At 32.9% G+C, this 14305-nt stretch carries 16 protein-coding genes and 1 pseudogene; 7 read left to right on the top strand and 10 right to left on the bottom strand.

What is annotated here, in order from left to right; all coding sequences use genetic code 11:
• The first annotated feature begins 19 nt into the window (after positions 1-19).
• Complete coding sequence (locus H8911_RS00080) at positions 20-1921, top strand: DUF4118 domain-containing protein (protein WP_255466228.1); 1902 nt, start codon at positions 20-22, stop codon at positions 1919-1921.
• Positions 1922-2217: 296 nt separating this feature from the next.
• Here H8911_RS00080 and H8911_RS00075 read toward each other — a convergent pair whose 3' ends face one another.
• The 4 genes from H8911_RS00075 to H8911_RS00060 form a co-directional block, all read right to left on the bottom strand.
• On the bottom strand, positions 2218-2718 hold the full coding sequence (locus tag H8911_RS00075; RefSeq protein ID WP_186998287.1) for a transposase: 501 nt from the start codon (positions 2716-2718) through the stop codon (positions 2218-2220).
• Positions 2719-2846: 128 nt separating this feature from the next.
• A complete protein-coding gene (locus tag H8911_RS12310; protein ID WP_222620917.1) occupies positions 2847-3155 on the bottom strand; it encodes a hypothetical protein in 309 nt (102 codons plus the stop codon).
• Between the two features lie 41 nt (positions 3156-3196).
• Positions 3197-3472, bottom strand: a complete 276-nt coding sequence (locus H8911_RS00065; RefSeq protein ID WP_186998285.1) for an ATP-binding protein — start codon at positions 3470-3472, stop codon at positions 3197-3199.
• 307 nt (positions 3473-3779) lie between these two features.
• Entirely contained in the window at positions 3780-4208 is a 429-nt protein-coding gene (locus H8911_RS00060; protein ID WP_186998284.1) for an IS1/IS1595 family N-terminal zinc-binding domain-containing protein, read from the bottom strand.
• 216 nt (positions 4209-4424) lie between these two features.
• Here H8911_RS00060 and H8911_RS00055 point away from each other — a divergent pair, with 216 nt between their 5' ends.
• Complete coding sequence (locus H8911_RS00055) at positions 4425-4667, top strand: hypothetical protein (RefSeq protein ID WP_186998283.1); 243 nt, start codon at positions 4425-4427, stop codon at positions 4665-4667.
• Positions 4668-4721: 54 nt separating this feature from the next.
• Here the strand turns inward: H8911_RS00055 and H8911_RS00050 are convergent, their stop codons facing one another.
• Both H8911_RS00050 and H8911_RS00045 read right to left on the bottom strand, forming a co-directional pair.
• Positions 4722-5240, bottom strand: coding sequence for an ECF transporter S component (locus tag H8911_RS00050; protein WP_186998282.1), 519 nt, complete (start codon positions 5238-5240; stop codon positions 4722-4724).
• A 57-nt stretch (positions 5241-5297) separates the two neighbouring features.
• Positions 5298-5954: a Crp/Fnr family transcriptional regulator gene (locus H8911_RS00045; protein WP_186998281.1), complete on the bottom strand. Its 657-nt coding sequence runs from the start codon at positions 5952-5954 to the stop codon at positions 5298-5300.
• Between the two features lie 136 nt (positions 5955-6090).
• Here H8911_RS00045 and larA point away from each other — a divergent pair, with 136 nt between their 5' ends.
• The gene (larA, locus tag H8911_RS00040) at positions 6091-7368 is read left to right on the top strand and encodes a nickel-dependent lactate racemase (RefSeq protein WP_117924099.1); all 1278 of its coding nucleotides are present in this window, start codon (positions 6091-6093) and stop codon (positions 7366-7368) included.
• 18 nt (positions 7369-7386) lie between these two features.
• Positions 7387-8097 carry a D/L-lactic acid transporter LarD gene (gene larD, locus H8911_RS00035; protein ID WP_117924101.1) on the top strand — a complete coding sequence of 237 codons (711 nt, stop codon included), beginning with the start codon at positions 7387-7389 and terminating at the stop codon, positions 8095-8097.
• 48 nt (positions 8098-8145) lie between these two features.
• On the opposite strand, the gene H8911_RS00030 is transcribed toward larD, so the two are convergent.
• Positions 8146-9438: an MATE family efflux transporter gene (locus H8911_RS00030; RefSeq protein ID WP_186998280.1), complete on the bottom strand. Its 1293-nt coding sequence runs from the start codon at positions 9436-9438 to the stop codon at positions 8146-8148.
• Positions 9439-9494: 56 nt separating this feature from the next.
• Here H8911_RS00030 and H8911_RS00025 point away from each other — a divergent pair, with 56 nt between their 5' ends.
• Positions 9495-10286 (top strand): MerR family transcriptional regulator, encoded by a 792-nt coding sequence (locus H8911_RS00025; protein WP_186998279.1) that lies wholly within the window; start codon positions 9495-9497, stop codon positions 10284-10286.
• On the opposite strand, the gene H8911_RS00020 is transcribed toward H8911_RS00025, so the two are convergent.
• From H8911_RS00020 to H8911_RS00010, 3 genes are read right to left on the bottom strand one after another with little or no spacing between them, the layout of a single operon-like run.
• Positions 10273-11625: a serine hydrolase domain-containing protein gene (locus H8911_RS00020; RefSeq protein WP_369410288.1), complete on the bottom strand. Its 1353-nt coding sequence runs from the start codon at positions 11623-11625 to the stop codon at positions 10273-10275. The two genes, H8911_RS00025 and H8911_RS00020, sit on opposite strands and share 14 nt — an antisense overlap.
• A complete protein-coding gene (locus H8911_RS00015; RefSeq protein ID WP_186998278.1) occupies positions 11559-12035 on the bottom strand; it encodes a serine hydrolase domain-containing protein in 477 nt (158 codons plus the stop codon). Before H8911_RS00015 ends, H8911_RS00020 begins: the two co-directional genes overlap by 67 nt.
• A gap of 32 nt (positions 12036-12067) precedes the next feature.
• A complete protein-coding gene (locus H8911_RS00010; protein WP_186998277.1) occupies positions 12068-13351 on the bottom strand; it encodes a shikimate kinase in 1284 nt (427 codons plus the stop codon).
• Between the two features lie 203 nt (positions 13352-13554).
• Here H8911_RS00010 and H8911_RS00005 point away from each other — a divergent pair, with 203 nt between their 5' ends.
• Both H8911_RS00005 and H8911_RS12305 read left to right on the top strand, forming a co-directional pair.
• Positions 13555-13947, top strand: a complete 393-nt coding sequence (locus tag H8911_RS00005; RefSeq protein ID WP_227402209.1) for a DUF3784 domain-containing protein — start codon at positions 13555-13557, stop codon at positions 13945-13947.
• A gap of 109 nt (positions 13948-14056) precedes the next feature.
• Positions 14057-14305: pseudogene (locus H8911_RS12305) on the top strand (hypothetical protein); the annotation flags it as partial.

Here is a 14305-nt window from a genome sequence, read left to right as displayed (position 1 = left end):
ATATAAGGAGATGTTAGTATTGGAAGAGGCGAAAAATGGAAAATTAACAATTTTTTTTGGATATTGTGCAGGAGTTGGAAAAACCTTTTCTATGTTAAATACAGCTCAGCAAAAATCTGTTGAAGGTGTAGATGTAGTAATTGGATATATAGAAAGTCATGATAGACCAGATACACAGAACCTAACATATGGATTAGAAAAAATACCGACTAAAGAGGTACTTTATAAGGGGCATCATTTTTCTGAGTTCGATTTAGATAAAGCATTAGATAGACACCCTCAACTAATACTAGTTGATGAATTAGCTCATACAAATGCGCCTACTTCTAGACATAAAAAAAGATATAGTGATATTGAAGAATTATTGCGAGCAGGTATAGATGTTTATACTACGGTAAATGTACAACACATAGAAAGTTTACACGATGTTGTAGAAAGTATTACAAAAGTAAAGGTAAATGAGAGGATTCCTGATTATATATTTAATGATGCAGATGATGTTAAGCTAATAGATGTTGATATAAATGATTTAATAGAAAGGTTAAAACAGGGTAAAATTTATAGTAAGACACAAGCAAAAAGGGCGTTAGAGAATTTTTTTATAAAAGATAATTTAATAGCATTACGAGAAATTTCATTAAGGAAATGCGCTGATCGTATAAATTTATATGCAAAAGATGAAAATAAGCAATTTCTTAAAGAAAAAATATTGGTTTGTTTAGGAACATCACCAACGAATCAAAAAGTAATTCGAACCGCTTCTAAAATGGCTCAAGCATTTCATGGAGAGTTTACAGCTTTGTACGTTGAAAATTCTGATTCACAAGAATTAGATTTAAAAGCTTTCCAACAACTCAAAAAAAACATTTCTCTTGCAAAGGAGTTACAAGCAAACATTGTATCTACATCTGGTGATGATATAGCCTATCAAATTAGTCAGTATGCTAAAACAGCAGGAGTATCTAAATTAGTTTTAGGACGTTCATATCAAAAAAAATCAATTTTTAATAAACCAACGATAGTAGATAAATTAACAAAATTATCTCCTAATTTAGATATATATATTATTCCAGATAACAATTCGAGCAATCAAAATCTAAACAGTGTAAAATATCAATATCAAAATTTTTTTCGCTTTTCTACTCGGGATAGCTCTATTTCAATAAGTACATTATTGATTATAACCATCTTAGCATATTTCGCACAAATTGCGGGATTTGATATTACTACGATTATATTATTATATGTATTATCATCATGTATTATAGGTAGTTTAACATTACTTCCTATTTATAGTTTTATAATACCGTTTATAAATGTATGTTTAATAAATTATTTATTTATTAATCCAAAATATTCTTTGGAAATGATTTCATCAGAATATGTTATGGTATTAATTGTAATGATTGTCGTTTCCTTTATTATAAATGTTTTAAATTTTAAATTAAAGAAGGAAAAAAATAGCGCATCTTTACGTGCTTATAGCATGGAGGTTTTGTTAGAAACAAGCCAAAAACTACAACAAGCAAAAACTTACAATGATGTTATGAAAGAAACATGTGTTCAATTAAATAAATGGTTAAAACGAATTATTATTTTTTATCCTGTAAATAGAAAAATGTTAGATAAACCATATATTTATAATCCGAATAATCTTTTGGATGATAGCAATATATTTTTGACAGAAAAAGAAAGAACAGTGGCAAAATGGGTTTATATAAACAATAAAAATGCGGGTCCAACCACTAGCACATTGCAAGAAGCAAAGGCTTTGTATTTATCTATTCGGCGAAAGGATAAAATATATGGTGTTATAGGAATAGATATGATTAGCAACAAAGCGTTAAGTCAATATGAAAAAAGTTTAATTAAAACAATTTTAAATGAAGTTTCTCTAGCAATGGATTCTTTAGAAAGATAATAATAAACACTCAAATGATTGTTATTTCATTTTTTATTTCCTCAATCTCTTCTTGCGGAAAATTGAAATCACCTAACCCAATCATCATGCTATCATTTTCATCAGGTACGGCCTCAATGATAGCTTGGGTAACCAAATAATCTAGGGGTCAATTTAGGGGACTGATGTCATATCGTCATGAACCTATAGACCCCTAGATTTGTTTTTAATGATTAAAAGGATTTCAGTTATGGTTATAAAATTGAGATCCTTTTTTGTTATGTTCATTGTTCAACATTATTATAATTTTCTATTTATTACTTTTGATTTTTCTTTTTGTATGATCCACGTTTCTTTCCTTTTTTTGAAAGAATCTGATCCATAGATTTAGGAACTCCTTTTATGCTTGGATTTTTCCTTGTAGCCCATAGGATGCGATTGTGTGTATAATTGAAATCGGAGAAACCTCTGGAATCTCTTTTTAAATCTTTTGGCTTTCGATTAAAGGATTCCATTGGTCCATTGGAAAGGCGCGCGTAATATTCTTTTTCTGTACGTGCGCTTTTTCTATACACTTTTATACGGGTGAAGGAATTAACTATAGGTCTAAGATTCCTTCTTAAGAAACCTGCAAAATCACGAAAGATAGACTGATCAGATTTGTCATATTTATCAATCAATGCGTTTAAATCAAGAAGAACATCGAATTCGTTATCGTATTCTGTATGATTGAATTGAATATATTCTTCCTTAAGTTCACGAAGGCCTTCTGAAGAAGATATTCTTGATGGGATGAATAAAATTGAAGTTTTTAACATCACAATCTAATAATGATAGAGTTTCAATTGGAATGTTTGAATGATAAGTGGTGTCCATAATTGAAGTATGGAATTAAATAGAGATGTAAACAAGACTTAGCAAATGAAAAGCGCCCATACAAATCATTTTATATGATTTGATGGGCTTTTTTTATGGCAATTGTATGAGTGAATCTCTGTATTGCAGTGATGATACATATCTGCTGATTAGACAAGCCTCTTTTTGTAGCAGGTGTTCCACGATGTTTAGGTTCTACTCCATCAATTTTAGTTCCTTTATGATTGTAAGGAGTATATTTTTCATCCATCTCAACTTCATTACCTACCGTGTATGTGAGTATTCCATGGTGGCGGAGCCACCCAATCCATGAAAATAGAGCCACCCTATCCATTTGTACAGAGCCATGCAATCCATTGCTCAGAGCCACTAAATCCACGAAGAGAGCCACTTCAAATCATGAAATGACTCTCTTTTATATTATTTGATTTTTGAATAATCCTCTCGAAGAGATCTGCCTTTTAAAAGAATTGTATATGATGAGTTTCTAATACGATCTAGAATGGCGTCAGCGAGTGGACCATTACCTAATTTGCCTAGCCATCCTTCAGGAGCCCATTGACTGCAGTAGATTGTTGATTTATTATCAGTTCTTGATTGTATCACTTCAAATAAATCGTTTCGTTCACCTTCACTGATGTTTGTTAATAAGAATTCACCTAGAATTAATAAATCAACTTTGGAAAGTTTCTTCATATATTTTTGTAATGCCCTTGAATCTTTGCTTCTTCAATTTCTTGAAACGAGCCTGGCTGAATACTACGTATGGGCAAGCCCATCTAATAGGGAAAAAAGTCCAGTCGATACGGTGACGAAGTCCATTGAATCCGTTGTATAAGTCCACGCTACATTGTAGATATAAAATATTATCCTCCAGTTGCAAGATATTAACAGATAAGTAAGTATATTTATCTAGTCTTGCAATTAGGTGTATAAATGGCTCTGATTAATGGATTAGGTGGCTCTAAATGATGGAATGGATGGTTCTCAGTGAGTGGAATACTCAGTGTATGGGACGTTCCTCAGTTCCTAGACTAACCAATAGTTTATGGCGCATATTAAAAACATTACGTTCATTCACGTTGATTTTAGCAGCTGTTTCTTTAAGAGATACACCATTTAATGTATCCAGGATAAGTTCATTCCATTTGGATTGGTCTTGATGAGAATAAAAAGTAAGCTGACCGCGGTCCACAACAAAACGTTTTCCGCATTCTTTACAACGAAGCATTTGTTTACCAGAGTTAGCAAAACCGCTTTTAATTAAACGAGGATGATAACATCCGCATTTAGGACAGTATTCAAAATGATACGTATTCATTTTATTGTTTGTATCTAGGAAATCAGTGATTTCACGATCAATCTTTTCTATTTGAAAAGAATGTAAAGCAGCGATAGTATCTTGGTTTAAATATTTTGAAGTTCTTGTCATAAGTGTAGTCTCTCTTTCGTTTACACCTATACAATAAGTCTTAAATAGAGATCATTAATGTCAGTTATATTAACAAGTCACCAATATATCTGTTAAGCCAAATATTTACTCTTATTTCTTTGTATATTCTCACTTGTACTTCCAATAGGATGTGAAGTTAAGGAACAAAAACAAGTTGTCGTTGATTATCAAGAATACCATTTTCGTAATGAAGATTTGTTAGAGTCTCACTATGAAAAACATGGTAAAGAAATGGGATTTGTATCCAGTGAAGAATATGAAATGGCTGCAAGTGATGCAGTCAATAATCCAGAGTCCTTACATAAAACCGAAAAGGAAGATGGGGATGATGTGTACTATAAAGAGGATACCAACGAATTTGTGATTGTATCCACGGATAGGTATATTCGAAATAATTTTAATCCAGATTCTGGTAAGAAATATTTTGATCGACAATAAGAAAGGACCGAATATCAGATCTATAATCTGAAAATTCGGTCCTTTTATATGATTTTATGCAGGAATTCTTTTATTTAAAATACGAACCAAAACAGGAATGACAATCAGTTGAATGACGATACCTGGAAGACAAGTAATAAAACTAGCACTCATAAATACAGATAATGTATAGCCTTGTGTACTAAGAATACATGTATTGACTAAACCGTTCATGATTCTTCCTGCAAGCATCGCAATAATCAAACTCATATATAATTTTGTCATTTCATTTTTAACAGGAATATAACTTGCACACAAACCAGTAACTAAACCATATACAGCTAATTCAACCATCATTTGTGGCAAAATCATTGCAGGTGGCATACCTGTTGTTACGCTTGAAATGAAAGGTGTTAAAATTCCACATGCCAAACCATATGGACATCCACAAAATAGTCCGCAAACCAATACTGGAATGTGCATTGGTAAGAATATGCTTCCAGCATTTGGGATAACATGAAATGCCATAGGAAGCAATACACCTAAAGCGATGCATAAAGCGCATGATACTAGTTTTCTTGTGATACTATTCATCGTTAAATACCTCTTCTTCTAAAAATACTTGGTAAGGATGTATGGACATATCAATACTTAACATTGTACATATTGTTTTAAGAAATCTACATCTAAAATTAATATTTTTTGATTCACAATTTTAATGATGCCTTCCTCTTTTAATTTACAGATAATTCGACTCACGCTATTACGAGTGGAGATTCCACAAAATCCTGCAATATCATCATTTGTGATTTGAAAATCAATAAGAGTACCTGCCTCTACTTTTCGACCAAATAAATCAATCAATTGATATAAGAAGGAGCATATTGCACCTGTTTTTCCATTCATCATCATGATTTGTTGGCGAAAAATAGCTTCAGACAATTTTTCTCTATAATAAGAATTGACATAATCCTGTAGCTCTTTATCTTGACTCACATAATCCCAAAATAAAACTCTAGGAATACGATAAAATGTTGCCACATTACTTTCAATACGAACATTGAATGGTGCGGATGTATATTGACTTACTTGATCTCTTAATAAAGATAGTATGTCTGGGGTATTGATGTAAGAAATGTTGAATTCACGACCATCTGGTAAAATGACACTTGTCTTGACGACACCATCTTTTAATACATAAGTATCTTGTTGTTCAAGTCCATAATACGTTAAATAGGTATGTTTCTTTTTCTTGATGGTTGCTACATTTTTTTCTTTTAAAAAGTTTAATAAGTACTCATTGTCCATATTCGCACTCCTTTACCGGTTTTGAATTATAACAATACTCTAAATTTCGCGAAACAACAAACGTTAACAACGGATGGTGTTTCGCGATTGAATGTTTCGGATTATATTAATCCCTGAAAAAAAAGGAGAGATAAAAATGTTTGAAATGAATGTGCCTTATGATAAAGGTCAAATGAAAATCAAATTAGAAGATAAGAATTTAGCTGGTGTTTTAGAGGGAAGACAAAGTGATTATAAAACTACACTTTCAGAAAATGAAATTGTAGAGCAATCTTTGAATCATCCCATTGGTTCAAAAAGCTTAGAAGAACTTGCGAAAGGCAAGAAAAATGTGGTCATTATTAGTTCAGATCACACGCGTCCAGTGCCTTCAAGAATTATTACCCCTATTCTTTTAAGAAGAATTCGTAGTGTGTCACCCGATGCACGTATTCGTATTTTAGTTGCGACAGGATTCCATAGAGAAAGTACGCATGAAGAGCTTGTGGCTAAATATGGAGAAGACATTGTAAAAAATGAAGAAATTGTTATGCACGTATCTACAGATGATTCTTCGATGGTAAAAATTGGACAGTTACCAAGTGGAGGAGACTGCATTATCAACAAGGTTGCAGCGGAAGCTGATTTATTGATTTCTGAAGGCTTTATTGAAGCACACTTCTTTGCAGGATTCTCTGGAGGAAGAAAATCTGTGTTGCCAGGCATTGCATCTTATAAAACAATCATGGCAAATCACAGTGGTGAATTTATCAATGATAAAATGTCACGTCCAGGTAATTTGCAGCACAATTTGATTCATGAAGATATGGTGTATGCGGCAAGAACGGCCAAACTAGCCTTTATTGTCAATGTTGTATTAAATGGAAATCATGAAATTATTGGTTCTTTTGCGGGAGATATGGAAAAAGCTCATGAAAAAGGTTGTGATTTTGTTCGTTCTTTGGCAAGTGTAAATAAAGTAGATTGTGATATCGCAATCAGTACGAATGGTGGATATCCTTTGGATCAAAATATTTATCAGGCAATCAAAGGAATGACAGCTGCTGAAGCTACATTAAATCCAGATGGCATTATCATCATGATTGCAGGATGTCGTGATGGACATGGAGGTATTGGATTCTATCATAATATTGCAGATGTGAAAGATCCAGAAGAATTTGAACAAAAAGCCATTCATACTCCACGTTTAGAAACCGTTCCAGATCAATGGACATCACAAATCTGTGCGCGTATTTTAGCACATCACAAAGTGATCTTGGTTTCCGATTTAGTAGATCCACAACTTGTGAAAGATATGCATATGGATTTAGCTACAAGCGTAGATGAAGCGCTACAAAAAGCGTTTGAAATAAAAGGAAAAGATGCCAAGGTTGCCGTCATTCCTGATGGCTTGGGTGTCGTTGTAAATATTTAAGGAAGGAAATTTGAATTTATGTTACATAATTTAATTGCGGAATTTTTATCAACAGGACTTATGATTTTATTTGGTGTCGGAGTACACTGCGATGAAGTTTTGACAAACACAAAATATCACGGAAGTGGACACATCTTTGCGATCACAACATGGGCCTTTGGCATCAGTGTTTGTCTATATATTTTTGGTGGCGTTTGTATGAATCCTGCCATGGTACTTGCACAATGTGCTTTAGGTATGCTTCCATGGACTAGTTTTATTCCATACGTTGTTGCCGAATTTTTAGGTGCTCTTGTTGGAGCTTTAATTTGTTTTGTGATGTATAAAGATCATTTTACAGAAAGCGAAGGAAATGTGAACCCAATCGCCATTCGTAATATTTTCTCTACCAATCCAAACTGCAGAAATCTACCTCGAAACTTCTTTGTCGAAACAATCGCTACAACTATTTTCTTGAGTGCCATTTTAGCTGTTGCTACCAAATATGAAACACAACTACCAATTGGCGTAGGCCTTATTGTATGGGCAGTAGGTATGGGTCTTGGAGGAACAACTGGATTTGCGATGAATCAAGCTCGTGATTTAGGACCTCGTTTGGCATTCCAATTATTACCAATTAAAAATAAAGCCAATAATGATTGGCAATATGGACTATTAGTTCCAGGAATTGCTCCTTTTGTAGGTGCATTACTTGCTGCTTTGTTCTGCCATTTGTTTTTAGGTATCTAATATTAGAAAAGACAGATATTCAAAATCAAAATGAATATCTGTCTTCTTTTATATTTTTCTTTGTGATTTTAAATCATATAGGGCAATACCTAAACAGAAGATTTCAGAGACTGTACAACTGATCCAAATTCCATTTTCCTTAAATAATGTTGTACAAATAAATAGGGATAATAAGACAAAGAGAATGCCACGAGAAATCGAAAGCACAAAGGCTTTTCTTGGCTCTTCTAAAGCGACCATGTAGCCGCTTGTGATCACGACATGTCCCATAATCAAGAAGACATAGCTAAATTGACGTAATGCTAAAATGGTATTAAAGTAGTTTTCTGTATTTACTGGAATAAAAGCAGCCGAGATATTTGGTGCAAACACTTCTACAATTAAGAATAATAAAACTCCAGCACAAGAGACTAAAATACGTGCATATTTATGAAAAGTTGAAACGGATTTTTTATCGTTTCGACCATAGTAATAACTAACTAAAGGCTGTGTTCCTTGACTGGTTCCAACCATCACCATCAATACAAGATTATAAATATACATCAAGACAGTAAAAGTAACTAATCCATCCGTACCAAGTAATTGGTTGATGCGATAATTAAATACTGTAATCATTATGCCTGGAGAAATTTCAGAAATACAATCGGGAAGGCCTAAAGATAAAATTCTAGAATATTCATGCCAAGGATAGTTTGCCTTCACAAAATGGAAATGTGATTTATGACTAAACGCAAAATGATAAAAGAAGAAGCAGAAAGTCACAAGTTGAGATAAACCTGTAGCTAAGGCAGCACCACCAATCCCCATGTTAAAAGTTCCCATAAATAAAGGGTCAAGAATTAAGTTTGTGCCAGCTCCTAGACAAATACCCATTATGGATTTTTGGGGGAAGCCATCGGCCTTTAAAAGGACTTCGAAACAATAGGATACAATGTAAAAGAAGGAGAAGCAGGATAATACTTTGATGTATGTATCTGCATAAAAAAACACATCTTCGTTTGCACCTAAAAATTCTGTAATGTGATGTGAGTTTATAAAAGATAAAATTGCAATACATAAAGCTATACATGAAATTGTGATGGTATTCATTGTGAATACTTCATGCATTTTTCTTTCTTCATTCGCACCTCGATAAATGGACATCACTGTACTTGATCCAATCGCAAATAAGACTCCAATGGAGAAAATGGTTGTGACATATGGACTTGCCACGTTTATGGAGGCTAATGCCGTATCGCCTTCATAGTGGGCAACGAATATACCGTCAACTAAGGTATATAGATTAAAGATAACCATCGAACATATGGATGGTATGACAAATTTAAGATATTGTTTCAACATAAAATCACCAAGTTAAGTGTAAACCTTAGTATAATACTAAGGTCAAGGGTGGCTACATGAAAAAATATTATAAAATCAATGAAATCGCAAAATTATACAATATTAAAACAGACTCTTTAAGATATTATGAAGAAGTAGGTTTAATTTGTCCAATGCGATCAAAATCAAATTATCGATTATACACACTGAATGATATCTATATTTTAAATATTATTCGAGATTGTTTAAAATTAGGGTATGATACGCATCAAATCAAAGAATACTTAGATAATCGTAGTGTGAATAATACAATTGTGTTTTTAAAAGAAGAAGAAAGATTGATTCAAAGACAGATTCAAGAATTGAATACAACCCTAAGTTCCATTCAAACGCGAATTGAAGATTTGAATCGTACCCAGTATATTGAATTTGATACATGTAAGATTGAAGTATATCCAAAAAGATATTGTCGGTATTTAAAAGAAAAAATTGATCAAGATGAAAAAATTGACTTTTTATTGACGAAACTAAGTGAATCGATGGAAGAAGATATTTCTGTATTAGGAAATATGGATTCAGGCAGTGTTGTTGAATATAAAAATAATGAGTATGTGTATACAAGTGTATTTATTTTAACTCAAGAAGAAAAACATGACTTTATTCTAGATGAAGGTATGTATTGTACATATACTTATTCAGGGGAATATGATCGAACGAATCAATTGTTTAATAAAATGCAAGATTGGATTAAAGAACACAATTATACAGTTGATGGTCCATTCTTAGAATTTTTATTGATTGATATTCATGAAACAAAAAAAGTGGAGGAGTATATTACCTCCATCCACATTAAGGTTAAACCAAGATGATAAATCCAGATTCAATAGATTTATATTCTTCGACATCCATTGAATCATAGTATAGATCTCCATTTGAGTCTAATACTAGAATTCGATGATTTTCACAAATAGTTGGTAAGACTTCTAAAGTGTTGTTGATTTTGTAGACTTTATTTTCTTTTTCAAACAATTGAGAATTATATGGTTCGATATCATCTTCACAAATATAGGTGTAGCTTGCACAATATAATTTACCATCTTCAAAGTAAGGCTCAATACGATCTCTAGAACCGTTACAAGGCGTATGTAAATAACTTTGTGCATGCGTATCATCGATTACTTCAATTGGAAATTCAGATACGACGGATTCGGATTTATTGCCATGTACAATCAATGACATTGTATCTTCTGTTCTGTTAAATTCAACACTGCATAACATTTGGTTTGTGACAATATCATAGTAAGTTGTATCACACACAATATATTTTTTGTTTAATCTGGATTTCCAGACTGAGTTTAGTTCTTGTTTTTTTGCTTTTTGTGCAAACGCAACCGTACGATTTCTTGTTGTCTTTAAAAGATAGTCTTCTTCAAAGAAGATTTGATTTCCTTTTTCATTTGTCCATTTACCATCTGCATAATCCAACAAATCACTCATGACCCAGCCTTTTTCCGTTTTATCTTGCACAACCATACTTGATTTTATGGTTGTGATTTTTTGTAAGCCAAAGGCATGGGCATAAATTCCTGAATAATCTGGATATGTATTTGGTTCTAAATAGGTATTGAATAAGCGCATTAAAGTTGTAGGAACATCGAGTCCGCAATCATGTGTTTCACTTAATGCTAATACGGCATTGTATTTAGGAACAATGATCAGTCTTGAACTAAAGAACATACTGTTTCCACCTTTGGCTAAAACGCCGTCACCAAAATCATAGTCTGGATCATGGTGTCTGACTAAGTCCCAACCTAAGCCAAAATCAATGGCGCCTAGATCCGATTCTAGAAATGTAGTGCCCCAAGATTTAGCCATTAAAGCTTTTGACTTTTCACTAATAATAGAATTAGGCTCTAGAAATATTTGTCCAAATTTACATAAATCAATCATAGAAGTGGTGATGCCACCAGCTCCTTGAATTGGGAAGTATTCTTTTGGTTTCTTACCTTCAGAAACTAAAGGATAATCTGAATTGATTGTATATGTCGTATTGGTACTATTTGCGCCAATCTTTTCTGTAATATATTTTCTTAAGACATCTTCATAAGGCATATTACGAACTTTTGAAACGACCATTTCAGCTAATGTGAATCCATCATTACAATAGGTACTGTAAGTTCCTGGATCGCTTTTAGGGTGCTGTTTGATAAATAGTTTAATACTTCGCTATAGTAGTTAAACTTAGAAGTGGTACTCACACTAAAATGTTTCCATTGTGTCCCTGGAAGTCCACTCGAATGATCTAGGCACATGCGTACTGTAATATCTTTGTATCTTTCATCTTTCATTGTAAATTGAGGAAGAATATCTGCAACTTTATCTTCAAGTTGAAGCAATCCTTCATCCACTAACTGCATAACACATACGGTACAATAGATTTTAGATATCGAACATACATTAAATGTACAATCCGTCGTGATGGATTGATTGTTGATTTTGTCGATGACACCAATCGCATCGGCACAGACAATTTTTCCATCCTGCATAAAGGCATAGCTACAAGCTGTATAGTCTGGTTTTACCATAGCTTTTAATAATTGAGTAACTTGATTTTCCATATGATTTCTCCTTTATAAAAGAAAATGAGAAGTTAATCTGCAACTGCATCAATCAAAATGCTGTGATAGGCATTCACAATATCATCAACCGTTTCTTCAATATTCGTATTGTTGACAGCTACATAAGCAGCATATTTTTGATACAATGGGTATCTTTCTTTATGCATTTGTTGAAGGGCTAGTTTAGAACTTGATAGTGGTCTATTTGGATCGGAGCTGATTAATTTATCAACATCACGATCAATGAAAATTGTGATTCCATTTAAACGCAAGAAGTCCATATTGACTTTATGTTTAATGGTACCACCACCAGTCGCAATGATTTTATTGTTCATCTTGCTTGCTTCAATCGCAACTTCTGTTTCAATGGCTCTAAATCCTGCTTCACCAGATTCCTGGAAGATTTCTGGAATGCTTTTTCCAGCTTTGGCGATGATCATATCATCTAAGTCGAAGAATTCTTTTCCAAGCTTTTCTTCAAGCATTTTACCAATTGTTGTTTTCCCTGCACTTGGCATACCAATTAATACGATGTTACAACGATCTTTCAACATTTCTTTTTTGATTTCATCAATGATTGAATCATCAAAAGACATGTTCTCGAAAATTTCAAATGTATATTTGGCTTGTGCAATCAACATTTCCAAACCAATTACACGTTTGATGTCGGCTTCTTGAGCTTCAAAACATAAACGCGTAAGAATTGGATTGTATACAACATCTAATACACATTCTAATTTATGGAACCAGCTTACATCAATTGGTGCATTCGTAATATTTGGAAACATTCCCACTGGACTTGTATTGACGACAATATCTGCATCTAAATGTGATGTGTACATTTCATCATATCCAATGGCACCACGATCTGAGCTTCTCGAAACAATCACAATGGCTTTTGCGTTTTCATGTTCGCAAACGGCTTTAACAGCAGCACATGCACCACCGTTACCAATAATCAAGACTTTTTTGCCTTCCATATGTACGTTGTGGGCTTTAACCATATATAAGAATCCACCAAAGTCTGTATTGTACCCTTTTAATTTGCCATCTACATTGATGATTGTATTGACAGCACCAATGGCTTTAGCACTCTCATCCATTTCATCTAAATAAGGAATGACATCCTTTTTATATGGAATAGTCACATTGATTCCTGTGAAATCTTTCTTTTCCATAAATTCTTTGAATTCTTCTTTATCTAATTCCACCAATTGGTAGTCATAATCTTTTACGTTCTCAATCTCTGCAATTCTTGTCTGAATTTGTTTGGAGAAACTATGCCCCAAGTGCTCACCTATCAATCCGTATTTCATATCATTTCCTCTTTTCTAGAACAGCTCTTTAAATGTTAAAAAAAGCATTTCGAAGAAGAAATGCTTTTTGAATGCCCTGAAACTTAAAAATAACCATCGTATACATATGGCTTTTCTCAGGGCTATTTAAAGTAAAAGTAATAATGTCTTGAAGTGTTCATATGCATAGGATACACCATTTTTTTGTAAGTGGCAACCCTAAAATGAAAATAAATGTAAAAAATCAGAAAGTTGTTTCAAAGTGTATAATAAAAGTGGTGGTTATTATGAATGTTGGATTTGCGGCATGTATTATTTTGGCAGTATTCTTTCTTATTTTAGGAATAATGTTTGCGTTGCTGAAAGAAAAAGGGGCACAATTTGTTTCTGGATTTCGTATACTAAATCATCCGGAAAAATATGATAAAGCTAATATTTCTAGAGATATGCGTAATCAATGCTTCATCTATTTTGTGATTCTAAGTATTGGGGCTATCCTATCTTATTTTCTAAGTGCATATATCGCATTGACAGCTCTTCTTGTTTGGTTAATAATATTCTTTCATAATTTTAATTTGGATGCCGAAAAGGCATTTGAAAAATATTTGATTCATTAAAGTATGTAAAGAGCTTTTAAGTCTTATATATGATTCAATATAAGTGTTGACCGAAAGAATGAAAATTTATATAATCGTTCTAAATTAAACGATTTAGGAGGGCATACTTATGTTTCATGTAAAGAAAAGAACTCTTTTGTTAATAGCAGGAATTGTATGGTTGATTGCAGGATTTAATGTCGCACGACTTGGTGTACTATCGTATCGTGTAATTGAATCGAAATGGTATTTATATATTTGGCTATGTCACAACAAACAGTTGATAAATAGCCATTTTTATAGGGGAGTATCAGAACTCCCCTACAAACTGTTATTTGCAGTTATCTATACTCATTTGGAATTTCGATATGAAGTGTCT

The sequence above is a fragment of the Holdemanella hominis genome (assembly GCF_014306155.1).
In the GTDB taxonomy this organism is placed as follows: Bacteria; Bacillota_I; Bacilli_A; order Erysipelotrichales; family Erysipelotrichaceae; genus Holdemanella; species Holdemanella hominis.
The sequence above is the reverse complement of the archived record's forward strand: the minus strand, read 5'-3'. Positions and strand labels throughout refer to the sequence as shown.